The sequence below is a fragment of the Rhodohalobacter sp. 8-1 genome (assembly GCF_038150125.1).
Taxonomy (GTDB): Bacteria; Bacteroidota; Rhodothermia; order Balneolales; family Balneolaceae; genus SW132.
In genome coordinates this window covers 71,938-94,788 of the sequence record NZ_JBBVMF010000018.1, presented here as the reverse complement: position 1 = coordinate 94,788, position 22,851 = coordinate 71,938, and the positions used below count along the sequence as shown (strand labels likewise).

Below are 22,851 nucleotides of genomic sequence, written 5' to 3'. Positions count from 1 at the left end.
GCACAAAAATGTAAGTGCCGGCTATATTGAATGTATGTCGTTAATTCCTGTCTCAGGCGTTTTCTTCAGTTGTTGACCCTGCAATGTAAAATGCAGCTCCTGCAAGTGCAAGATCCTTAAGCAAGGATGTCATTGACATCTGCATAGCCTGCGGGTTATCTGCACCTATTGTTCCTGGAAGATGTATGGACAAGACAAAAATGATGAGCATGATTCCAAGCAGCGTACCAGCCAGTCTCACTTTTTTACCAATAACAAAGCTGACGGCAGCTGCAATTAATGCGACTCCTGTGAAATAGACCCAAAAAACGCCGCCTGGCAAAGGAACCATTCCCGCCATACTACCAGCATTCATAAAGTGAAAAAGCCCGAAAACGGCAAAAGGAAGGGCATAAAGATAATGACCAATATTACGTAGTGTGCTTTGCATAACTTTCTCCTGTAGAGTTAATTGTTGATGTATCCTCCGTGTAAATAAAGAAAATTTAACATCAAACTAAAGGCTAAACCTGTATCAAATCACTACAGCCCATAATTTTAAGCCGGATAACCGCCGCCGGTTGCGATGTAATTTCGAAGGGTATCAATCTCGCTCTTCTGACTTTCTATGACAGCTTTCACCACGTCACCAATAGAGATAACACCCACCACGGATTTATTATCCAAGACAGGTAGGTGGCGGATTTTTTTGTTTGTCATCAGCTGCATGCAGAGGTTTATATTATCTGTGGGTTCAACACAAATTACCTTATCAATCATAATTTGTGAAACGGGCGTATCTTTGGATGTACGTCCTTTCAAAATTATTTTGTTTCGGTAATCTCGCTCAGATATGATGCCTACCAGAGAGTCATTTTTCATCACAAGTAAAGCACCTATCTTAAGTTCGGCCATTTTTGAAATGGCTTCAAGTACGGATTCTTCAGGCTTAACTGAATAGATTTCAGTTCCTTTTTTATCTAAAATGTCTTTTACTTTCATAATCCCTCAGGTTTTAATGTGTTATTAAAATGACGGGAATACTTCATAAGTCTTGCGAAATACAAGTATAGAACTAAAACGACAAAGCTTAGAATAATCCCACTACACTGTAATAAACAAAAAATGTAGTGATATGCAATCAAAGTCCGGGAAAATTAATAAGTCGCTGTCTCACTTATTAATATCATAAAATGGCTGTAGTATCAGAAGGTAGGTCATTGTTCAATGTCAGTCTGTTAGTTGGCCGGGAAAACGGGCCATATTATCTACAAGAGTATCTCAGTGTGGCGATAACGATGAGATTTGACAAAAATACGGTTTAGTAAAGTTCTGCTGTAGTCAGTGAAATAGTTCTGCCAAAATTCATTCGAAATCGCTTACCATTTAGGTGGCAGAGTTGAAAATGGAGTACATTAGTTCTCTATAGGCAGAAGTAAGTTTAACATTGCGGCGCTGCATTATTTTTTCCATGGCGTCCACAGCTTTCTCAAAATGGTAAGGTACGATGTCCTTTCCGCTTACCCAGCTAAATGATGGAATATATTTAGGCGGATATCCATCAGAAAACAGGTTACAACACACTCCGCATAGAGTACCGGTGTTCAGCATGGCATTGATACCGGTTTTCGAGTGATCCCCCATAATTGTGCCGATAAACTGCTGACCTGTATCCACTTCCTCGCCGGATTCCCAGTCTCTGAACCGAACGGTGCTGTAATTATTTTTCAGGTTAGACGTGTTTGTGTCGGCACCCAGGTTGCACCACTGGCCAAATACAGAATTTCCCGCATAGCCATCATGGGCTTTGTTGCTGTAAGAGTGAAACACCACGTTCGACACTTCTCCGCCAACCTTACAGACCGGACCGATAGTTGTATCCTTATAAATTTTCGCCCCCATTTTTACAACGGACTTTTCGCAGATTGCAGCTGTTCCCCGCACGACTGCATTGGCCATAACGCGCGCTCCTTTTCCAATATAGATCGGTCCGTCTTCTGCGTAAAGAATTGCACCAGGCTCTATAATCGCCTCATCATCAATGTAAATCGGGAAGTTGTCAACTAAAACAGAGTGCTTGTAATCGCCGGTATCAACTGCTTTTTTATTTTTGATGCGATCCAGGTCACTTTTAATTTCTTCACCGTTAAATTGGAAAATCTGCCAGATATTATCCAGAATCTTAAATGAATCAGAGTAAATCGATTCATTCAAATCAGATGTATTTATTCCATCTGAAAGCCAGGTGTTATGTAGTTCTGACGACAAGTGGGCCGCGATTAGAATATTGTTGTCAGTTAACATTGAATTTGCCGATAATTGCTGTATACGATTAACCAGATTTTTATCCGGGAACACCCTCGGGTTAATCCAGTAACAGCTATCGTTTAACTCAAGGGCCGATGGTGAAGGGAAAAGATCTTTAAGATGATCTCGTTGTAATCCGGTGGCATGAGCATCGATGTTAAATGCCCGAAACCATTTTTCACTTAGTGTTAATATTCCCACCCGAAGATCGTATATTGGGCGGGTTAGAGTAAGAGGATGAAAATTCTTGAGAGACTTATCCTCGAAAAACGTGATGATTTTAGCCATATCTATAGAAAGAAATAATTTTATATCGATAGTCAGATCTCTAACTTATGTAAAAATCATCGAAGACGATAAGAATTACGATAAGTTAATCTAATAGACAGGTATTGTATGTGTGGAATTGTGGGTTACGTAGGGGAAAAGAATGCGGGAGATATTCTTGTTAAAGGACTAAAACGCCTGGAATACAGAGGGTATGATTCGGCAGGCGTCGCGCTCATGAACGGAGAGATGCAGGTTCACAAGGGCAAAGGGAAAGTGGTGAATCTCGAAAATATGCTCAAAAAGAATAATGCGCTTGGTAAAATCGGTATCGGCCACACCCGTTGGGCTACTCATGGTGAGCCAAATGACGTGAATTCTCATCCGCACCTGAGTGAATCAGGGAATATTGCCGTGGTACACAACGGAATTATCGAAAATTACACATCACTCAGAAAAAAACTAATAGAGCGCGGCCGTACTTTTAAAAGTGAAACAGATACAGAGATTATTGCACAGCTTCTGGAAGAAATTTATTCAACATCTGAAGTGGACTTTGAGCAGGCCATTCGGCTGGCATTGAAACAGATTGTGGGTACCTACGGCCTCGCTATTGCAAATATGAGCGAGCCGGATAAACTATACGTTGCCCGAAAAGGATCTCCTCTTCTTCTGGGCATTGGTGACGGTGAGATGTTTATTGCCTCGGATGCGTCCCCAATTGTTGAATATACGAATAAGGTCATATTCCTGGATGACGGTGAAATGGCCGTGGTTACCAAGGATAGTTATGAGGTAAAAACGATCGACGATGTCCATCTCACAAAAGAGATCCACGAGTTGGCGATGGGGCTGGAAGAGATTGAAAAAGCCGGCTACCCGCATTTTATGCTCAAAGAGATTTTCGAACAGCCACGATCGATTGCAGACTGCATGAGAGGGCGGATCAATCCCGGGGAAGGAACAATTCAGCTTGGCGGTCTCGTTGACGTAATGGACGACCTGGTAAACGCAAAGCGAATTGTGATTGCTGCTTGCGGTACCAGCTGGCACTCCGGCTTAGTGGGAGAATATCTTTTTGAATACCTGGCTAAAACACCGGTTGAGGTGGAATATGCATCAGAATTTCGCTACAGAGATCCATTAGTTGGCAAAGGAGATGTACTGTTAGTGATTTCCCAGAGCGGAGAGACGGCCGATACACTCGCGGCTCTCCGTGAAGCAAGAGATAAGGGGGCAAAGGTGCTCGGTATCTGTAACGTTGTGGGATCAACAATTTCACGCGAAACTGATGCCGGGGTGTTTACACACGCAGGTCCCGAGATAGGGGTCGCATCTACAAAAGCATTTACGGCACAGGTAGTTGTGCTTACCATGATGGCAATTCGGATCGGGCAGGATAAAGGCGTGATATCTGCAGAGCGGGCTAAAGAGCTGATCAGTGAGCTGGATAAAATACCTTCCAAAGTTGAGAAAATTTTGAACGATAGCAATGAGGTCATCAAAGAGATGGCCAAGCTCTTTACATACGCTCCTAACTTCCTCTACCTGGGCCGGACGTACAACTTCCCGGTTGCCCTTGAGGGAGCGCTGAAACTCAAAGAGATCTCCTATATTCATGCCGAAGGTTATCCGGCGGCAGAGATGAAGCATGGTCCAATAGCGCTCATTGATGAGATGATGCCCGTTGTTGTGATTGCGGCCACGGATCACACGAATGATAAAATGGTGTCCAACATTGAAGAGGTAAAAGCCAGAAAAGGCCGCATCATATCAATTATGAATGATGACAATGGCGATGTGAAAGATCTTTCGGAATTTTCGATACAGATTCCTTCAACGGAAGACTGTTTCTCGCCGCTGTTAACCGTTATTCCGCTGCAGTTGCTTTCTTACTACATTGCCGTAAATCGTAAATGTAACGTTGACCAGCCACGAAATCTGGCTAAAAGTGTGACGGTGGAATAATAAGCTTCTGTGCCGACGGCTAATGATGAGTTGTCTGGCAAAATTTGGAGATTGAGCCTTCCTTATCAGAAGAAACTGTAGAGAACTCTGTTATTTCCTATCTTGTTGCGAGAGTATGGAAAAAGTAATAAAAAATATGGTATGTCCGCGGTGTGTTGAATCAGTAACCGCCGTGGCAACCGGGCTAAAGCTCCCGGTTAGCAGTGTAGAAATCGGTACTATCGACTTTGAAAGAGATCTGACAACGGATGAATTACAGCAGCTCTCGGATAAGCTTGATGAAAAAGGCTTTGAGCTTGTTACGAATCGAGCCGGGGAAATTGTCTCACGGATTCAGACCACATTGATTGCGTATATTGAGCATATCGAGAAAAATCGTGATCCCGTTAAAGTTTCAGTATACCTTTCTAAAAAACTTCCCTTCAATTATTCTTATCTCAGCCAACTCTTTTCAAAAGAGAAAGGTGAAACAATTGAACATTATCTCATCAAACTAAAGATAGAGCGTGTAAAAGAGCTTTTAGGCTACGATAAATTCACCTTAAGTGAGATAGCCTGGAAACTGAACTATAGCAGCGTTCAGTATCTGTCAAATCAATTTAAATCTGTAACCGGCCTGACAGTTACTGATTATTTAAAACGTGCCGATCGAAAGCGTTTGTCATTGGATGATCTCTGATCCAAAAATTCTACACATCTGAAATATCCGTTTATAACGCTGGTCAGGCGATCAAGTCTTAATTTCCTTGGTACAAGTGGTGAGATTAAAGTAAACACGCACCTCTTATATCAAAAAAAAATAAACAAATTGATGAAGAAAAAAACCTACTACGTGAAGGGAATGATGTGCGCGGGTTGCTCCAATACTGTTGAAAAAGTGTTAAATGGAGTTGAAGGAGTGGAAGAAGCATCTGTGAATCTTGCTGCGGAAAATGCAACTGTGATTTTTGATGAAGACAAAACGGGACGGGACGAGTTAGCTGCAGCAGTAAAAGATGCTGGATATGAATTGATTCTTCCTGAGCCTGAAAATCAAACTGTACTCCAAATCTCCGGTATGCACTGCGCGGGATGTGTTAACAGTGTTGAAAAAGCGCTCTCCAATGTAGATGGCGTTCAGTCGGTCACTGTAAGCCTGCCTGTTGAAAAAGCTTACGTAACATGGCAGTCGAAAAGTGGGTCGCTTCAGGATCTATTTGATGCAGTGGAGTCAGCTGGATACAGCGCAAAAAAGCAAAATATTGAGCGAAAAAATAAACTTGAGGAGAAGCGGGAAAGAGAGGAGGAAAACTTTAAAGATGCTCGCCGCAAAATGATGATTAGTTGGGCGATTACGCTACCACTAATGCTCTGGATGTTTGTTGATATGGTGCTTGGATACACACTTGTAAACCATGCAATCATGGAGTTTGTAATGACATTAGGGGCGGGCGTTGTGATATTTTATCCCGGAATGCAGACCCTGAGTGGAGCGTGGAAATCTGCGAAGAATCTTACGCCTAATATGGATGTGCTCATAGCGCTTGGGACCCTTGCTTCACTCTTAACAGGTGTGATGTCACTTACATACCACCTTGGGTTAACAAATGTGATGATTTACAGTTTTTCAGGGATTGCTGCAATGATAATGGCTTTTCACCTGACCGGACGCTATATAGAAACGAAGGCCAGAGGGCGGGCCTCAGACGCTATCACAAAACTTCTGACTCTTGAGGCTGAGTTTGCCAATGTTGTTCGGAATGGGAAAGAGATAAAAGTTGAGGTATCTGAACTGTCAGAAGGGGATACCGTCATAGTACGACCCGGCGAAAAAATCCCCGCCGATGGTGATATCATTGATGGAACCTGTTCTGTAAATGAATCAATGGTTACCGGAGAGCCACTGCCGGCTGTAAAAGAGAAAGGAGATGAGGTGATCGGCGGAACAATAAATACAGAAGGATCGGTGCGCATAAAGGTGAAAAGAGTAGGCGAAGACTCATTTTTGAACCAGGTTGTTCGCCTGGTTGAAGAAGCCCAGGGATCAAAAATTCCAATTCAGAATGTGGCTGATCGTGTAACGGCCGTTTTTGTGCCCGTTATATTAGGGCTGGCTCTTTTGACATTTATTAGCTGGTGGGCATTTCCATCATTTTTTGAGCCGGTACTTCTGTTTGGCGATCAGTTTTTACCGTGGGTCATAACGGACCTGCCCGTGGTAAGCCAGGCATTTTTTGCGTCGCTTGCTGTGCTTGTAATCGCCTGCCCGTGTGCACTTGGCCTGGCAACTCCAACTGCTTTAATGGTGGGAACCGGCCTTGGTGCAGAGAACGGTATCCTGATTCGAAAAGGTGAAGCCATTCAGCGCCTTCAGGATGTGACAATGTTTGTTTTCGATAAAACCGGCACCTTAACAAAAGGAGAACCTGAAGTAACGGACGTGACACATTTTAGTGATTCATCAGAAGAATTATTGCCACTTGCAGCTGCTGTTGAATCCCGATCTGAGCATCCCCTCGGAAAGGCAATTGCTAAATATGCTGGAGACGATGCTGAATTACCGGCTCTCAGGGATTTCCAGTCCTATACAGGAATGGGTGTCAAAGGCAATGTAAATGGGAAAACTGTTGCCGCTGGAAATATAGCGTTGATGGACGAGTTGAATATTGAACGACATGCTAATGTAAAAAAAGCCGCTGATACGTTGATGAATCAAGGCAAGACAGTTATATACATTGTTGTGGATAACATGTTGATATCTATAATCGGGCTTCGAGACACTATCAAGGAAGATTCGCGCTCTACTGTTCAATCAATACATCAATTAGGTTATAAAAGTATGATGGTTACCGGAGACCAACAGAAAGCAGCTGAAGCGATCGCCAAAGAGATTGGAATCGATTCAGTAAGGGCAGAGATGAAGCCAGATGGTAAAGTATCGGTTATAAAAGAAATGCAGCGAAACGGGAATGTAGTAGCAATGGTAGGTGATGGGATCAACGATGCACCGGCTCTTTCTCAGGCTGATGTAGGTATCGCCCTTGGTTCAGGTACTGACATTGCGATAGAGGCGGGGTCTATCATATTGATAAAGGGTGATTTAGATGCTGTCCTAAAAGCTGTAAATTTAAGCCGTTTAACTATGAAGAAAATACGGCAAAATCTATTTTGGGCCTTTTTTTACAATGTTCTCATGATACCGGCAGCAATCATTGGTTGGATGCATCCGGTGCTTGCAGAAATTGCAATGGCAATGAGCTCTTTGAATGTTGTGGGAAATTCTAAACGGCTTGAAAAGGGTCAGCTGGATCAAGAATAACATTATAATATTTTAATGTTTAATGTAACAAATTGGGGTAAAGGCACTCTTGTTAATAGAAGGCGGTCAGCTGCCGGACATTAACACATAACATGGTAAATTTAATTTGTGGATAACTTGATCTTAACCTGATCTTTTTATACATATAAGCCATTAAATTTATCTAACCAAATAGCTGCTTTTAAATCAAATGAAAAACTGGAAATCTCTATTATTTAAAATTGCTCTTCTCGTCGTGATTGCCATCGTTGCAACAACAGGTTAATCAATACACGACAGGATATATAAAGAAATATGCTTTAGGAAGTAAGAATCATTTGCAGGTGGGGAATATCATCCACAATGTAAATATCTGATACTGTCCGAAACCTTATATCCTCATAGAATTTTTCAAGGTGGGCCTGTGCTTCAATTCTCACAGCTTGAACTCCGGCCTTCTCTACTATTTCAATTCCCTTTCTTACAAGTGTCTTGCCAAGACCTTGGCCGCGGTGGGTGTGTTTTATCGCTATTCTGCCCAAAGAACACTCTTCAAACTTACTGCCAGCGGGTACGATTCTAAGATACCCTATCAAAATCTCATCACTGTTAAAAAGCAATAGATGTTCGGATACATCATCAAGTCCGTCGATATCGTTGTAAATGCATTCTTGTTCGATGATAAATATCTCTTGGCGCAACTTTAATACATCGTGGAGATGGCGCGGGGTGAAATCGTCAAATGAGCTATAATATGTCCATTTCATTGTCAGATAACTTTTTTGTTAGGGATTCGCAGATAACTTTTTTGTTAGGGATTCGTAGGAATAACAAACTGCAATCTAATCACGGCTCGATGATAAAAACTTTATTGATAAACAGCATTGTAATATTTGCTGGTTCCTATTTGCTAAATGGTGTGACCCTCAAAAATTACTGGACAGCCTTAGGTGTTGCAATTGTGCTGGCTATTTTGAACCTATTTATCCGTCCCTTCATAGTTTTGCTTACGCTTCCACTCACAATTCTTACGCTTGGACTTTTTACGCTGGTAATAAATGCCTGGATTTTAATGCTTGCAGATAAGCTTGTTGATGGATTTACTATAAAAGGGTTTTGGTGGGCGGTGCTGTTCAGTCTGTTTATTTCTATTCTGAATAGTTTGCTCTTCGTAATTTTTTGAGAAGTATGTCAGATACAACATATATACCAAAACATTAGTCAATAAAATCGAATTGAATAATGCTTGTAGTCATAGCGTTGCTATAACGACCTTGATATAAATGCACATTGCCTGAACTGCGGGTGAAAGATAACGGGTGATAGATAAGAAGTAACAGCCTATTCCCCGTTATCAGAAAAAATAGGTATCAGCAAATAGGGTGATTTTTTTGGGAAAAGAGTACCGCGTACGGGATTTGAACCCGTGTTACCGCCGTGAAAGGGCGGCGTCCTAAACCCCTAGACGAACGCGGCATTGAATTGGTATAATCGTAAAATCTGTGATGAAATAAATTCGTCGTAAAACGATTTAATCTAATCAAAAAAGAGGGAGACCAATGGGGTTCTGCCAAAGGCATCCCGATTGGGGGGAACCCGACGGCCTCAGGAGGCCGCAGTTTAGAAATTTGGTCTTCAATAAGTCAAAAAAAGAGGGAGCCCAATGGGGTTCGAACCCACGGCCTCCAGGGCCACAACCTGGCGCTCTAACCGACTGAGCTATGGGCTCCATCTGAGTACCGCGTACGGGATTTGAACCCGTGTTACCGCCGTGAAAGGGCGGCGTCCTAAACCCCTAGACGAACGCGGCAGGGTAAAACAATAAATCTGTGAGGCGACAGGCGGATTTGAACCGCCGTACGAGGTTTTGCAGACCTCTGCCTAACCACTCGGCCATGTCGCCAGTTTTAATAAATCTTACGCCGGACAGGAATCGAACTTCAGAAGCAATACTTTCATAAGTTAAAAAAAACCTGTCAACAATAAGAAATCAAGAAACGTGTAACTTCAATTACGGCTTTGTACGCCCGACAGGAATCGAACCTGTAACCTACTGCTTAGAAGGCAGTTGCTCTATCCAGTTGAGCTACGGGCGCTCAATCAATTCTTGATTCTGTAACAGGAATCTTGAATTGCAATTCGAAACAGCACCCGTAAACATCCAAAATCAAGATCATTATTTTAAAGTACAATGCTTGAATGTCTTCAAATACCATCAAACAATAAAGCATCACAAGAGTGATGCCTTATAACGAATGATACTTTTCTAAGAATGTTTTAATAAACAAATATAAAACACTCAGGCACTAATTCAACAAAATTAAGTCGGGGAGACAGGATTTGAACCTGCGACCCTTCGCTCCCAAAGCGAATGCGCTACCGGCCTGCGCCACTCCCCGTGTTGGAAAAATATTTTTTTTCAACAGAATCCAAAGATAAAATATTTAAATTCTGAATGCAATCTATTCCGTAAAAAAATTTATATACGTAATTATATGCATCTTAAAAATGAGTCTACTTTTGGAACCTGATGAGCTCTCTCAAAAACCCAAGGCCATACGCTGTAAGTTGAATCATACCGGCAAGTGAGGAATAGAGACCAACCACCAAACTGTTTTCTTGCCTGAATGCATCCACTGCCAGTATCATTAAAAAAAATCCATATAGGTACAACACGCTTTCACCAAATGGAAGGCCTAAAACACTACCTGCTACTGAATAGATCAGGCCAAGAGCAAACATAAGCGGAAACAGGTGAACGGCCTTCAGCTCTTCCGGGTGAAATCGCCAGATATTGACCCTGGCACGACCAAAAAAGAATAGTTGTTTATAAAATTGAATAAAGTTTGTCCTTCGTTTGTGATAGACATACGCATCATCTATATAATAAGTCTTGAATCCTTTTTTCTGAATACGGATACTGAACTCCAGGTCTTCTCCCATTCTTGTAATTAAATAACCACCTGTAGCCAAATAAACGTCTCGTGAAATGCCCATATTAAAACTTCGGGGATGATATGTTCCAATATGACGCTTATTCCCCCGCGTGCCACCGGTAGTAAAGAGTGAGGTCATTGAATAGTTTATAGCTTTTTGAATGGGTGTAAAGCTCTCATGTGCACGATCAGGCCCACCCCAGCAATCTATTTTCTTGAATTTATTTATTTGTTCATTAACCGCTTCAAAGTAGTGGGCAGGAATCAGACAATCTGAATCAAATACCACTAAATAATCACCCTTCGCACGTTCAAACCCAAAGTTTCTCGAAAATCCCTGCCCTGTATTCTCTTTTTGGTAATAGTGAATATCTAATATGCCCTTAAATTGATCGACAATATGCCCGCATGTGTCGGTTGACCCATCCTCAATTATGAGTACTTCGAAACTTTTATAAGAAACATCTGTTAAACTTTTGAGGAGTTCATTGATTTCTTCCGGGCGGTTGTAAACCGGTACAATAACCGAATAGCGCATAAGGTGATTTTAATCACAAATTTTCGTTCTTTAAGGCGTCGCAATATAAAATAAATTTATTCTACTTAATGAAGCTTACTTTAACACTTATCCTGATAGTTTCTGTTTTTTCTCAGCTGAGCGCTCAATCTGTAACGGCTGAATATTATACTGGCTATGAGACCGTGAATACCTCTCAATTTCCACTGCAAGAGGGCTTTTTGACAGAATCGGGAAGCTCTTATCAGTTTGGGACTGATAAGCGGGTAACGATTTCATCACCTGTTGGTTTAGCTGTTTCCGATGATTTATCAATGATCGGTTGCCTTGAAAGCATTAACGGGCTTGAGGCAAATATATATAATTACAAGGGAAAAGAACTGCTTACTACAGAGTTAGAATTTGTGAGCCCAACAGATGAAACAATTGGCCTAACTTTGTTAGATAATGGTGATTTTATCGTGAGGGATAATGTAGCGAACTTCTCATTCTTTGATGCCAAAGGTGACCGGGCATACACCTACTCTAATAGTTCACAAGCAAGCAGGGGTGAGCAAACATCGGAAATTGCGGTGAGTGAAGACGGCGTTATCAAAGTGGCTTACAATCCGGTGATTAGATATCAAAACAGTCTCGGTTCACGGATATCAATTGTGACCGGAGATGGAGAGGCTGACCAAATATTTATTTCGCAGAACCGTGTCATTTTAAGTTTAGCCGTATCCCGTAAGGATCACACCGTTTCAGTTGTGACTGAGGGTGGAAACGGATCCCGAAAAATTCATTGGTTTGACAGGTTTGGAAATTTACTTTATGAGATGGAGTCCGAGTTAGATGTTGCCGGTTTTAATGTGACTAAGGATGGAAAATTCATTACTGTTTTTTCAGGTAACAGAGTGCAGGTTTATCAACGGGATTCAGCCGAGCGTTTGGGCAGTGCCTCATCAAGATCAACCATTTTACAGGCAGCTTATTTTCCGGAGAGTAATCTTATTGTAGCTTTAGGAGGGCAGGAAGTGAATCAACAGATTTCCAATCCTGAAATCACCGCAGTAGATCTTCAACGGAGGCAAATTGAACGTGTACAACTTAGCGAGTCGATTATGTTTCGTCAGAGATCTCATATAAGTATAGAAAACGTTCAATCTAATACTTATAGAATTATCGGAATAAATCGTCCGATAAAGGTTACAGCTCAATTTTAAGCACAAGATACTAAGTTTGGTATGCGAGAGGGTCTATTTCTGGAAATAAAAAAGCCTCAATCCATATTACGGAATTGAGGCTTTTCAAATTTTAAGGCAATCTTTAATGGAATATAAAAGCGTTTAAGCTTTTGTTTGCTCTTCTTTCGATTCAGATTCGGTTTCTTCTTCATCTTTTTGAGATGAATCAGATGATTTTTTTGAATCTTTTTCCGCGTCAGTCCAATCAAACTCCAATCCGTCTCTGGACTTATTCATTTTGATTTTTATGAGGGAGCCTTCACCGTGCTCCACACCCAGAATCTCTTCTGCAAGCGGATCTTCAACGTACTTTTGAAGTGCACGTTTCAGTGGACGAGCTCCGTACTTCTGATCAAATCCCTGATCGGTGATAAATTCCTTAGCACCTTTAGTAAGTTCAAGGTCGAACCCGAGTTCTTTGATTCTCTTAAAGAGATCTTCTGACAGGATATCGATGATCTTGTGGATGTCTTCTCGCTCGAGTGGTTTGAACGTAAGCACGTCATCAATTCTGTTAAGGAATTCAGGGTTAAACACTTTCTTCAGTGCATCCTGAATGGTCGATTTCATTTGAGCATAGTCAAAAGCATCATCAGATGATGAGAAACCAATTCCTTTACCCATATTTCGAATATCACGTGCACCAATGTTCGATGTCATGATAATGATTGTATTTCTGAAGTCAACTTTTCTGCCGAGGCTATCTGTTAAAATACCGTCGTCCAGAACCTGGAGCAGAATGTTGAATACATCCGGGTGAGCTTTCTCAATCTCATCCAGTAGTACCACACTGTATGGCTTACGCCGTACTTTCTCGGTAAGAATTCCGCCTTCTTCATAACCGACATATCCCGGAGGAGCTCCAACTAGCCGTGAGACGCTGAATTTTTCCATATACTCACTCATGTCGATCCGAATGAGGGCTTCTTCCTTATCAAACAGATATTTTGCAAGGACTTTAGCCATTTCGGTTTTACCGACACCAGTTGGTCCAAGGAAAATAAACGAACCAATGGGTCGTGCTGGATCTTTGAGGCCTGCACGCGTCCGTTTGATAGCTTTAGTAAGTTTGTTTATGGCTTCTTCCTGGCCAATAACCTGGGAGCCCAATTCCTCCTGCATTTTCAGGAGTTTCTGACCTTCTTTCTGGCTGATTTTATTTACAGGCACACCGCTCATCATAGCCACTACGGAGGCTACATCATCTTCTTCAACATTGTATACAATGTCTTCTGATTCCTTCTCCCATTTTTTCTGCTCCTCTTCGAGCTGTTCAATGAGCCGTTTTTCGGTATCCCTTAAACGAGCTGCTTCTTCAAAACGCTGCTTCTTCACCATAGCATTTTTTTCCTTGCTGGTGGTTTCAATCTCTTCTTCGAGATCCAGAATATGTTGCGGAACTGTTATGTTTGACAGGTGAACGCGTGCACCCACTTCATCGAGCGCATCGATAGCCTTGTCGGGCAAGAAGTGATCGGTTACGTAGCGATCTGTGAGCTTCACACATGCGTCCAGTGCTTCTGAAGTGTAATTTACACTGTGGTGCTTCTCGTATTTGCCTTTGATTTGGTTTAGAATCTCGAGTGTCTCTTCAACAGACGTCGGATCTACCATAATCTTCTGAAACCGTCGCTCGAGGGCGCCATCTTTCTCAATGTACTGGCGATACTCATTTAATGTAGTTGCGCCAATAGCCTGGACTTCTCCGCGTGCAAGAGCAGGTTTGAGCATGTTGGAGGCATCAAGAGAGCCACTGGCCCCACCTGCGCCTACAATCGTATGAAGCTCATCTATAAACAGGATTACGTTTTCTGTTTTTTCAAGCTCTGTCATAACCGCCTTCATTCTTTCCTCAAACTGGCCCCGGTATTTTGTACCGGCAACGAGTGAGGCGAGATCGAGAGCAATCACACGCTTATTGTAAAGAACGCGTGATACTTTCTTCTCTATAATCCGGGAAGCTAGTCCTTCAGCGATTGCTGTTTTACCCACACCGGGTTCCCCGATAAGCACGGGATTGTTTTTCTTCCGTCGGCTCAATACCTGGGCGACTCGTTCTATTTCTTTTTCCCGACCAATAATTGGATCGAGTTTTCCATCTTCGGCGAGCTGCGTGAGGTCGCGGCCGAAGTTATCAAGTACTGGTGTTTTTGATTTTTCCATTTTCTTCTCGCGTGAACTTCCTGATGATTGTGATCCTTTCGGCGAGGAGGGGACACTTGCGCTTGTTGATCTTGCGCCGCCCTGATCGATATCCCTGGCGTTTCCTGAGATAATCATATCAAGTTCCTCGCGAACAGCATCATATGAAACACTGAATTGCTGCAGTATCTGGGCAGCAATATTCTCTTCATCTCTGAGGAGCGACAACAATAGATGTTCGGTACCAATTGTATCGCTTTTATAAAGCTTAGCCTCGAGATAGGTAATCCGTAGAACTTTCTCCGCCTGTTTTGTAAGCGGTATGTTCCCCACGGTTACCGTGCCGCCGGTTCCTCTGACGGTATCTTCAACTGTCTTTTTGAGTTTGAATAGGTCGCAGTCGAGATTTTTTAGTATGCGAATAGCCACACCGTCTCCTAACCGAACAATGCCTAAAATGAGATGTTCTGTACCTATATAATCGTGACCGAGTCGCAGCGCTTCTTCGCGGCTGAATTGTATAACGTCTCGGACTTTACTTGAAAAATTACCCTCCATATCGGGACCTGCTGATTTTACGTATTTACGTATTTAATTTCTATGTAGCGTAACGAGCGAAGAATACTATTAGTTCATGCTCTTTTCGAAAGTAGTATAGCATGGTTGCAAATGCAAACAAATGACATGCTCATAACTATTCTTAATATACGGAGATTAAATGCTAAAAAAGAGGAGTGCCGGTCATCTCGTCCGGAGCATCTAACCCCATTAACTTTAATAGGGTAGGAGACACATCAGCGAGAATTCCGTTGTTTATCTTTTTGACTGATGAATTACTGATAACAATAACGGGTACATTTGCAGTTGTGTGTGCAGTGTGCGCGGAACCGTCCGGCTGTTTCATACAGTCAGCATTACCGTGATCTGCAATTATAACGATATTGTAGTCGTGATCTTTTGCGGCTTCAACAACTTTTTTTAATTGTTTGTCCACGAACTCTATTGCCTGGATGGTGGCGTCCATATCACCGGTGTGGCCAACCATGTCCGGATTGGCAAAATTCACAACTGCCAGCTGGTGTTTCTCTGTGTTGATGTTATCAATGAGTGTGTCTGCTACTTCCTCCGCACTCATTTCTGGCTGAAGATCGTATGTTGCCACTTTCGGGCTGGGGATCATGACTCGGTCTTCACCCTCATTTGCTGTTTCCTCGCCTCCATTAAAAAAATAAGTTACATGAGGGTATTTTTCAGTTTCAGCAATACGAAGCTGTTGTAATCCTGAAGCGGAAACAAATTCCCCAAGAGTATTCTTCAGGCGCAGGGGAGGATATGCTACATGCACATGCTCATCAAATGTTTCGTCGTACGACGTAAATGTGACATAATGCAAATGATTCAGGCCGGATTGAACGGGAACATCATCAAGATTTAATAAGGACTTCGTGATTTGCCGCGCCCGGTCACCCCGAATATTGAAAAATACGACAACATCATTCTCCTGAATCCGGCTGCTGTCGTCTGAGAGGATATGAGGTTCTATAAATTCATCAGTCACCCCGTCCTCATAACTTTTATCGAAGACGTCATCGCTGCTATCGGCCGCCTCACCTTTGCCATTAATCAAAAGCTGCAAAGCTTTCTCGGTGCGTTCCCACCGGTTATCACGATCCATGGCGAAGTAACGGCCTATGATGGAGGAAATTTCGCCGACACCGAGGGAATCTATTTTGTTTTGAAGCTCCCTGCAATACTCTTTTCCGCCGTGGGGAGATGTATCCCTGCCGTCAGTAAAAGCATGAATGTAGGCGTTGTCGACACCTTTTTTTTTCGCCATCTCCAGGAGTGCGTAGAGATGCGAATTATAGCTGTGAACACCACCATCGGACAAAAGTCCCATAAAGTGAATGCGTCCGTTTTCTCTTGCTTTCTCAAACGCGTCGGCCAAAACGCTGTTTTCAAAAAACTCTTTTTCTTCGATCGACTTATTTATGCGCGTCAATTCCTGCCAAACAATCCGCCCTGCTCCAATATTTAAATGGCCTACTTCTGAGTTACCGAACTGCCCGTCCGGCAGTCCTACATCTTTACCGCTTGCCGAAAGCTTTGCGTTTGGATAATTTTTGAGAAGTGAATCAAAGAAAGGTTTACTTGCTTTATCAACTGCACTGACATCGGGATTATCTGCAATACCGAGGCCATCAAGAATGATAAGCAGTGATCGTTCAGTGGAATGTGACAATAGATCGGATCTTAAAGGTTGTTAACGTACTGAGTCAATTTAGACTTTTGTCGGGCTGCAGTATTCTTATGAAGAATTCCCTTTGTTGTAAGTCTGTCAATAAAGCTTACAGCATTTTTGAGGTTCTCTTGTGCTTCCTCTTTGTTCTCAGATTCGTAAACTTTGTTAACAAGTTTCCTCATCTTGGTCTTTCGTCCCTTGTTATGCTGCTGTCGCTTTTTACTTTGGCGCAGTCTTTTAATTGCTGATTTATGTTGTGGCATAGTATTTTCTATAGATTACGTTGAATAACTCGTTATATTTAGAGCTTTGGAAATTAACGTTTCTAAAATTAAGGTACAAGAATGGATTGAATCTTTGAGTCAAAAAATTTAACTTAATGAGGCTATAATGATTATAGTAATCGACGGACCCGCCGGGTCTGGTAAAAGTTCCACCGCAAAAGCCCTATCTAATCAATTAAATATACATTTTTTAGATTCAGGTGCTCTTTACCGCGCTGTTACCTATTACTGGATTCTGAAAGGAAAACCCGATCAAGAAAAATTCTTTGATTTATTGCCCGCTTTGGATCTCAATGTTGATTTAACCAACAACAGTTTTACCGTATGGTTGAATGGCAATGATGTTTCCGATGATATCCGCTCATCAGCTGTCGCGAACCATGTAAGTGATATTGCATCGCTTCCGAGAGTGCGGAAAAAGGTGAATCAGTTCATGCGTGAACTTGTAGAACAAAACACCTTCATTGCAGATGGGCGAGACCTTGGCACTGCTGTTTTTCCGGATGCAGACCTTAAGTTTTATATGGATGCATCCATTGAAGAGCGCGCAGACAGGCGATATCAGGAAATGGAAGCCTCAGGGCATGCTGTTACACGCGAGCGTGTAATCCAAAACCTGAAAGAGAGAGATCACAAAGATAAAACTCGAGATGCGGATCCGCTGAAAAAAGCTGATGATGCAATCGTAATTGATACCACGGGTAAAACATTTGAAGAACAAGTTGCTGAAATGGCAGCCATTATTAATAATAAATTACACATAAACTCTTAACTCTAATCCTCCCGCTAATTATCGGGATGGCAATTTTAACTGGAAACCTGAATGTCAGAAGAACAAAAAGAAAACACGCAAAACGAAGAAATTGAAGAAACAACAACCGCTGAAGAGCAAGTTGATGTTGAAACAGAAGTAGCTGAAGCAGAGGCTCCTGAAGAAAAAGAAGCGTCAGAAGACGTAAAGGACGAAGAAAGTAAAGAAACACCTGAAGAAGCATTTGAACTGCCGAATTACTCAGGAGACGTTGAAGGAGAAACCTACACATTTGACCAGCTGCAGGCGGAGTCAGAAGACTATACCGATGAAGAGTTCCACGAACTCGCCGGCATGTACGAAGGAACTCTTAGTGAAATTGAAGAGAAAGAAATTGTTACGGGCATCGTCGTTTCAGTTGACGATAAGTATGTAATTGTTGACATCGGGTTTAAGTCTGAAGGAATTGTTCCTGTCAATGAATTTAGTAACAAGGTTTTAGATAATCTTCAGCCGGGTGACGAAGTTGAAGTATTTCTTGACAGAGTTGAAGACCGCGAAGGCCAGCTTATCCTTTCCCGCCGAAAAGCAGACATCCTGCAGGCATGGGAGAATCTTGAAGAGGCTTATGAGACCGGAGAGGTTATTGAAGGTCATATTAAGCGACGAATTAAAGGCGGTATGGTTGTAGATGTCTTTGGCATCGACGCATTCCTGCCCGGTTCGCAAATTGATGTTCGTCCTGTTCGTGATTTCGACGCTTATGTCGATCGAACGATGGAATTTCAGGTTGTGAAACTGAACATGCAGGCCGAGAACGTTGTGATCTCTCACAGAGCTCTTATTGAGTCTGACCTTGAAGAACAGCGTGAAGAAATTCTTGAAACAATTGAAGCCGGACAGGTTCTGGAAGGAATTGTCAAAAATATCACCGACTTCGGTGTCTTTATTGACCTTGGTGGTGTTGACGGCCTCCTCCATATCACGGACCTCTCATGGGGACGTGTGGATCATCCGGAAGAGATTGTTAAGCTCGACCAGAAGATGAACGTTGCAGTAATCGACTTTGATGAGGACTCTAAACGAGTATCACTGGGTCTGAAGCAATTGCAGCCACATCCATGGAACGACATCGATATCAAATATCCTGACAACATGAGGGTTCAGGGCCGAGTAGTCTCAATTGCAGATTACGGAGCTTTTATTGAGCTTGAGAAAGGTGTTGAAGGATTGATTCACATCAGTGAGATGTCGTGGACTCAGCATATTAAGCATCCGTCACAACTTGTTCAGAAGGATGATATCATTGAATGTGTAGTTCTAAACATCAACGAAGAAGAGAAGAAAATTTCTCTTGGTGTCAAGCAACTCGAGCAGGATCCATGGGAAGACCTCCTGGAGCGATACCCTGTTGGGTCGAAGCACAAAGGAGAAGTTCGAAATCTTACCAACTTCGGCGTGTTTGTTGAACTCGAACCCGGAATTGACGGCCTTGTTCACGTATCTGACCTGAGCTGGACGGAAAATATAGAGCATCCGAATGAGGCAGTTGATAAAGGCCAGGAACTTGAAGTCGTGATTCTTGCTGTTGACTTTGATAACCGGCGAATTACTCTCGGGCATAAACAAGTGGAAGATAATCCATGGGAAAAATATGCGGAAGAGTATGGGCTTGGAACAAAGGCAGAAGGAACCGTAAGCAAGATTACCGACAAAGGTCTCTTTGTTGAATTACCGCTCGGTGCCGAAGCATTCTTACCTGCTTCTAAACTGGAAGGCGACATAGAAGATCATAAAGAAGCCTTCAGCGAAGGCGATACAGTTAGCGGTTTTGTTGTTAAGTTTGATGAATCAAGCAAAACAATTGAACTGAATCAGCTCGAAAGTGAGTCTAAGAAAGAGGCTTCCAAAGCGAAGAAAAAGGCTCCTAAGAAGCCTGAAAATATTGAAACCGGAACCCCAACGCTGGGTGAAGTTTCAGGACTAGCTGAGAAACTGGCTGGAAAGAAAAAAGAAGAAGAGGAAAACGAAGACTAATAATTTAGTCCTTTTGTTTAGAGACAAAAAAATTAGGCTGCCGAATTAAATTCGGCAGCCTTTTTTATGTCTTTTAGTGTTGATGCAGTAACTGTAGAGGATTGGAAAAAGCGTAAAAAAAACTTACAACTGAATGAAAATATAACAGTCTATTTAACGTAGAAATAAATGAGATTCTTAGACATGTCAGCACTGCTGCGCACATTGCTTCCCGTTTCTCTGTTATATGTGTAGATTACATTGCGAAGTGATGTAAGTTCTTTTTCGTCGGAAAATTTAACCTGGATCGCATCGCCACCCGGCTCTAACTCCGAAATGGCTTCCTTCAACGGTCGGTACTTAGATTTACTTTTTCTTGATACTTTTATGTCTGACCTGTCGACAAATCTGATTTTCATTATTTATCCTAAAGCTTTTGTTTTGTAACGTAGTTTTATGTACTGATTAGAAGCATGAACTAACATGCGAAAACTTTCTGTAAACATCATTTATTTACATTCGATAATATGATGATTAAAGAATTTTAATAAAATCAATACATCTCCATAGAGAATATATCATAAAATTGGTAACACTTTAAATTATGTATTTCTCATACAGGGTTTGAAAAGCATTCTTATATATACACTATACCCAATTTTAATAAATGGATCTATTTAAAGACGACGATGGCGATACACTTAAGGGTTCCAATATAAATCAGCCGCTGGCAACGCGAATGCGGCCTGAAAACCTCGATGAGTTTGTGGGGCAGGAAGACTTGGTGGGGGAGGGTAAGATGATTCGGCGAATGATTGAAAGCGGAATGATAGGGTCTCTCATATTCTATGGCCCGCCAAGTTCCGGAAAAACGACACTTGCACATGTTATTTCTAAAGAAATTGATGCTCGGTTTGAGATCATAAATGCAGTGCTAGACGGTATTAAAGAGCTGCGCCGTGTTGTTTCAAAAGCAGATCATGAACGAAAAGCGACGGGCAAACGCACTATTCTGTTTGTGGACGAGATTCATCGCTGGAATAAAGCCCAGCAGGATGCACTGCTTCCACACCTTGAATCAGGTGTCATCATTCTAGTAGGGGCTACTACTGAAAACCCGTTCTATTCGCTGGTAAATCCATTGTTATCGAGGTGCCAGCTTTTTGAACTCAAACCGCTTACAAAACCGGACATTGTAACTATGATTGACCGTTCGTTGAGCGATGAGGAGAAAGGGCTGGGCTATTTAGATCTTGATCTGACTCAAGAGGCAAAGGAACATTTTGCAGAGTATGCCGGTGGTGACGTACGAAATGCACTGAATGCTATTGAAATGGCTGCGCTCACAACTCCTAAAAATCAAGACGGTTCAGTTGTAATTGACATTAATATTGCACGGGAGTCGATTCAGAAACGGAATGTAAGGTATGATAAGACCGGCGATGAGCACTACCATTACGCATCTGCTTTAATCAAGTCTATGCGGGGGTCAGACGTTGATGCATCTCTTTACTGGATGAATGCGATGCTTGAAGCAGGAGAAGATCCGAATTTCATATTCAGGCGATTTTTGATATTTGCTTCCGAAGATGTGGGCATGGCCGACCCTTATGCGATTACTGTTGTTAATTCGACTCATGAATCTTTTTTGAAAACCGGGATGCCCGAAGGGCTTTATTTCCTGTCTCATTGCGCAATCTTTTTGGCGCTTTCAGTGAAAAGTAATTCTGCTAAAGCAATTTTTGAGGTAAATAAAACCATTCGGAATAAAGGTGCCGGTCAGGTACCGCCACATCTGCGAGATAAAACAGCTAATAAAAAAAGCTCTGTTTACCTGGGGACAGAAAATGCATCAGAAAATTACAAATACCCCCACCAGTATGAAAATCACTGGGTAGAGCAACAGTATTTGCCGGACGAGTTAAAAGATCAAAAATGGTATGAGCCGGGCGAGTCAGGCAGGGAAGCAAAGCTTTGGCAGAGATTAAGGAATATCAGGGGAGAGAAGCTTTAAAAGTCTCACCCGAAACTATCCGTTTCGGGTGAGATTGTTGGAGCTATTTCTCGATGTCTACCATAACACGAGTATCGCTTTCGGTTAAAAATTTAATATGAATGGCGGTAAATACAAAATAAATTATGTCATTTTATTATAATTAAATTATTTATATCAATATAATGGAAAACCGCTTTTTTTATCAGTCCAGGATAATTGATTATATATTTGGCTGAACGGAACCTTGGCAATTGCAAAAACTTTGTGCGAGGTGTGAACGTTACAACCTCACAAAAGGTTTAACATTAAACTAAATTGAATAAAATCTAATCAGTTAACCAACAATGAATACAATCCACATATTGTCATCAACAGATAGACCCGGCTCTAATGCTTTAAAAGTGTCAGGCTACGTGAAAGAATTTATGGATGACAAAGCCAACGTTGAATTATTCTCACTTAAAGACTTCCCATATGCTGATGTTGTAGGGGGAAAATACGGAGAGGATATTGAAAGCGTAAAAACGTTTAATAAAGCCTTTTTGGACGCGGACGGATTTTTATTTGTTGTTCCTGAGTACAATGGAGGATTTCCCGGCGTTTTGAAATTGTTTATCGACTATCTTCCCTTTCCTGAAGCGATGGATAATATGCCCGTTTCCTTTATCGGCGAGGCTGCAGGATCATTCGGTGCACTGCGCCCAGTTGAACATTTGCAGCAAATATTATCCTACAGAAAAGCCCTTATTTTTTCCGAGCGTATGTTTATTAAAGGTGTCGACAAAAACTTTGATCGTGCGGAAGGATTGAAATCAGATATGCTTCAGGGGTTGCTGGAGGATCAGCTTAACGGATTTGTTGAGTTTGTTGAGAAGGTATCAGCCTGATATTGAGTCACGCTTCACGCTATTCGAGGTGAAATAGTAAGAGTCACTTACCGGCC

Annotated in this window: 18 protein-coding genes and 6 tRNA genes; 9 read left to right on the top strand and 15 right to left on the bottom strand. The window is 42.1% G+C overall.

All coding sequences use genetic code 11. From position 1 onward, the window contains the following. Window positions 1-52 precede the first annotated feature (52 nt). The 3 genes from AABW11_RS15870 to AABW11_RS15860 form a co-directional block, all read right to left on the bottom strand. Entirely contained in the window at window positions 53-430 is a 378-nt protein-coding gene (locus tag AABW11_RS15870; protein ID WP_340106106.1) for a hypothetical protein, read from the bottom strand. A 107-nt stretch (window positions 431-537) separates the two neighbouring features. Then, window positions 538-981 (bottom strand): CBS domain-containing protein, encoded by a 444-nt coding sequence (locus AABW11_RS15865; protein WP_340106105.1) that lies wholly within the window; start codon window positions 979-981, stop codon window positions 538-540. 384 nt (window positions 982-1,365) lie between these two features. Then, on the bottom strand, window positions 1,366-2,574 hold the full coding sequence (locus AABW11_RS15860; RefSeq protein WP_340106104.1) for a putative sugar nucleotidyl transferase: 1,209 nt from the start codon (window positions 2,572-2,574) through the stop codon (window positions 1,366-1,368). Window positions 2,575-2,682: 108 nt separating this feature from the next. On the opposite strand from AABW11_RS15860, the gene glmS reads away from it, so the two are divergent. The 3 genes from glmS to AABW11_RS15845 all read left to right on the top strand — a co-directional run bounded on the left by glmS (window position 2,683) and on the right by AABW11_RS15845 (window position 7,819). Next, window positions 2,683-4,521, top strand: coding sequence for a glutamine--fructose-6-phosphate transaminase (isomerizing) (glmS, locus tag AABW11_RS15855; RefSeq protein WP_340106103.1), 1,839 nt, complete (start codon window positions 2,683-2,685; stop codon window positions 4,519-4,521). Window positions 4,522-4,636: 115 nt separating this feature from the next. Then, window positions 4,637-5,200, top strand: coding sequence for an AraC family transcriptional regulator (locus tag AABW11_RS15850; RefSeq protein ID WP_340106102.1), 564 nt, complete (start codon window positions 4,637-4,639; stop codon window positions 5,198-5,200). A gap of 132 nt (window positions 5,201-5,332) precedes the next feature. After that, window positions 5,333-7,819, top strand: a complete 2,487-nt coding sequence (locus tag AABW11_RS15845) for a heavy metal translocating P-type ATPase (RefSeq protein ID WP_340106101.1) — start codon at window positions 5,333-5,335, stop codon at window positions 7,817-7,819. Window positions 7,820-8,118: 299 nt separating this feature from the next. Here the strand turns inward: AABW11_RS15845 and AABW11_RS15840 are convergent, their stop codons facing one another. Next, the gene (locus AABW11_RS15840) at window positions 8,119-8,565 is read right to left on the bottom strand and encodes a GNAT family N-acetyltransferase (protein ID WP_340106100.1); all 447 of its coding nucleotides are present in this window, start codon (window positions 8,563-8,565) and stop codon (window positions 8,119-8,121) included. 89 nt (window positions 8,566-8,654) lie between these two features. Between AABW11_RS15840 and AABW11_RS15835 the strand changes: the two genes are divergently transcribed. Further along, window positions 8,655-8,981 carry a phage holin family protein gene (locus AABW11_RS15835; protein WP_340106099.1) on the top strand — a complete coding sequence of 109 codons (327 nt, stop codon included), beginning with the start codon at window positions 8,655-8,657 and terminating at the stop codon, window positions 8,979-8,981. A 220-nt stretch (window positions 8,982-9,201) separates the two neighbouring features. On the opposite strand, the gene AABW11_RS15830 is transcribed toward AABW11_RS15835, so the two are convergent. From AABW11_RS15830 to AABW11_RS15800, 7 genes are all read right to left on the bottom strand, one after another. Beyond that, a tRNA-Glu gene (locus AABW11_RS15830) sits at window positions 9,202-9,274 on the bottom strand. 179 nt (window positions 9,275-9,453) lie between these two features. Next, window positions 9,454-9,527, bottom strand: a tRNA-His gene (locus AABW11_RS15825). A gap of 8 nt (window positions 9,528-9,535) precedes the next feature. Further along, window positions 9,536-9,608 (bottom strand) — tRNA-Glu (locus AABW11_RS15820). 22 nt (window positions 9,609-9,630) lie between these two features. Further along, window positions 9,631-9,701: transfer RNA gene (locus AABW11_RS15815), tRNA-Cys, on the bottom strand. Between the two features lie 119 nt (window positions 9,702-9,820). Continuing rightward, a tRNA-Arg gene (locus tag AABW11_RS15810) sits at window positions 9,821-9,894 on the bottom strand. Between the two features lie 229 nt (window positions 9,895-10,123). Continuing rightward, window positions 10,124-10,197: transfer RNA gene (locus AABW11_RS15805), tRNA-Pro, on the bottom strand. A gap of 115 nt (window positions 10,198-10,312) precedes the next feature. Beyond that, window positions 10,313-11,272 carry a glycosyltransferase gene (locus AABW11_RS15800; protein WP_340106098.1) on the bottom strand — a complete coding sequence of 320 codons (960 nt, stop codon included), beginning with the start codon at window positions 11,270-11,272 and terminating at the stop codon, window positions 10,313-10,315. A 68-nt stretch (window positions 11,273-11,340) separates the two neighbouring features. Between AABW11_RS15800 and AABW11_RS15795 the strand changes: the two genes are divergently transcribed. Then, the gene (locus AABW11_RS15795; RefSeq protein ID WP_340106097.1) at window positions 11,341-12,456 is read left to right on the top strand and encodes a hypothetical protein; all 1,116 of its coding nucleotides are present in this window, start codon (window positions 11,341-11,343) and stop codon (window positions 12,454-12,456) included. Between the two features lie 123 nt (window positions 12,457-12,579). Here AABW11_RS15795 and AABW11_RS15790 read toward each other — a convergent pair whose 3' ends face one another. The 3 genes from AABW11_RS15790 to rpsT form a co-directional block, all read right to left on the bottom strand. Further along, window positions 12,580-15,177, bottom strand: coding sequence for an ATP-dependent Clp protease ATP-binding subunit (locus tag AABW11_RS15790; RefSeq protein WP_340106096.1), 2,598 nt, complete (start codon window positions 15,175-15,177; stop codon window positions 12,580-12,582). Between the two features lie 163 nt (window positions 15,178-15,340). Beyond that, entirely contained in the window at window positions 15,341-16,861 is a 1,521-nt protein-coding gene (gene gpmI, locus AABW11_RS15785; protein ID WP_340106095.1) for a 2,3-bisphosphoglycerate-independent phosphoglycerate mutase, read from the bottom strand. A gap of 11 nt (window positions 16,862-16,872) precedes the next feature. Then, window positions 16,873-17,124, bottom strand: a complete 252-nt coding sequence (rpsT, locus tag AABW11_RS15780) for a 30S ribosomal protein S20 (protein WP_340106094.1) — start codon at window positions 17,122-17,124, stop codon at window positions 16,873-16,875. Window positions 17,125-17,251: 127 nt separating this feature from the next. On the opposite strand from rpsT, the gene cmk reads away from it, so the two are divergent. Together cmk and rpsA are read left to right on the top strand one after the other, a co-directional pair. Then, window positions 17,252-17,917 (top strand): (d)CMP kinase, encoded by a 666-nt coding sequence (gene cmk / locus AABW11_RS15775; protein WP_340106093.1) that lies wholly within the window; start codon window positions 17,252-17,254, stop codon window positions 17,915-17,917. A 51-nt stretch (window positions 17,918-17,968) separates the two neighbouring features. Continuing rightward, window positions 17,969-19,933, top strand: coding sequence for a 30S ribosomal protein S1 (gene rpsA, locus AABW11_RS15770; RefSeq protein WP_340106092.1), 1,965 nt, complete (start codon window positions 17,969-17,971; stop codon window positions 19,931-19,933). A 149-nt stretch (window positions 19,934-20,082) separates the two neighbouring features. Here rpsA and AABW11_RS15765 read toward each other — a convergent pair whose 3' ends face one another. Continuing rightward, a complete protein-coding gene (locus AABW11_RS15765) occupies window positions 20,083-20,331 on the bottom strand; it encodes a hypothetical protein (RefSeq protein WP_340106091.1) in 249 nt (82 codons plus the stop codon). A 248-nt stretch (window positions 20,332-20,579) separates the two neighbouring features. Here AABW11_RS15765 and AABW11_RS15760 point away from each other — a divergent pair, with 248 nt between their 5' ends. Beyond that, window positions 20,580-21,926: a replication-associated recombination protein A gene (locus AABW11_RS15760; protein ID WP_340106090.1), complete on the top strand. Its 1,347-nt coding sequence runs from the start codon at window positions 20,580-20,582 to the stop codon at window positions 21,924-21,926. A 326-nt stretch (window positions 21,927-22,252) separates the two neighbouring features. Then, window positions 22,253-22,795, top strand: a complete 543-nt coding sequence (locus tag AABW11_RS15755) for an NADPH-dependent FMN reductase (RefSeq protein ID WP_340106089.1) — start codon at window positions 22,253-22,255, stop codon at window positions 22,793-22,795. The last annotated feature ends 56 nt before the right edge of the window (window positions 22,796-22,851 follow it).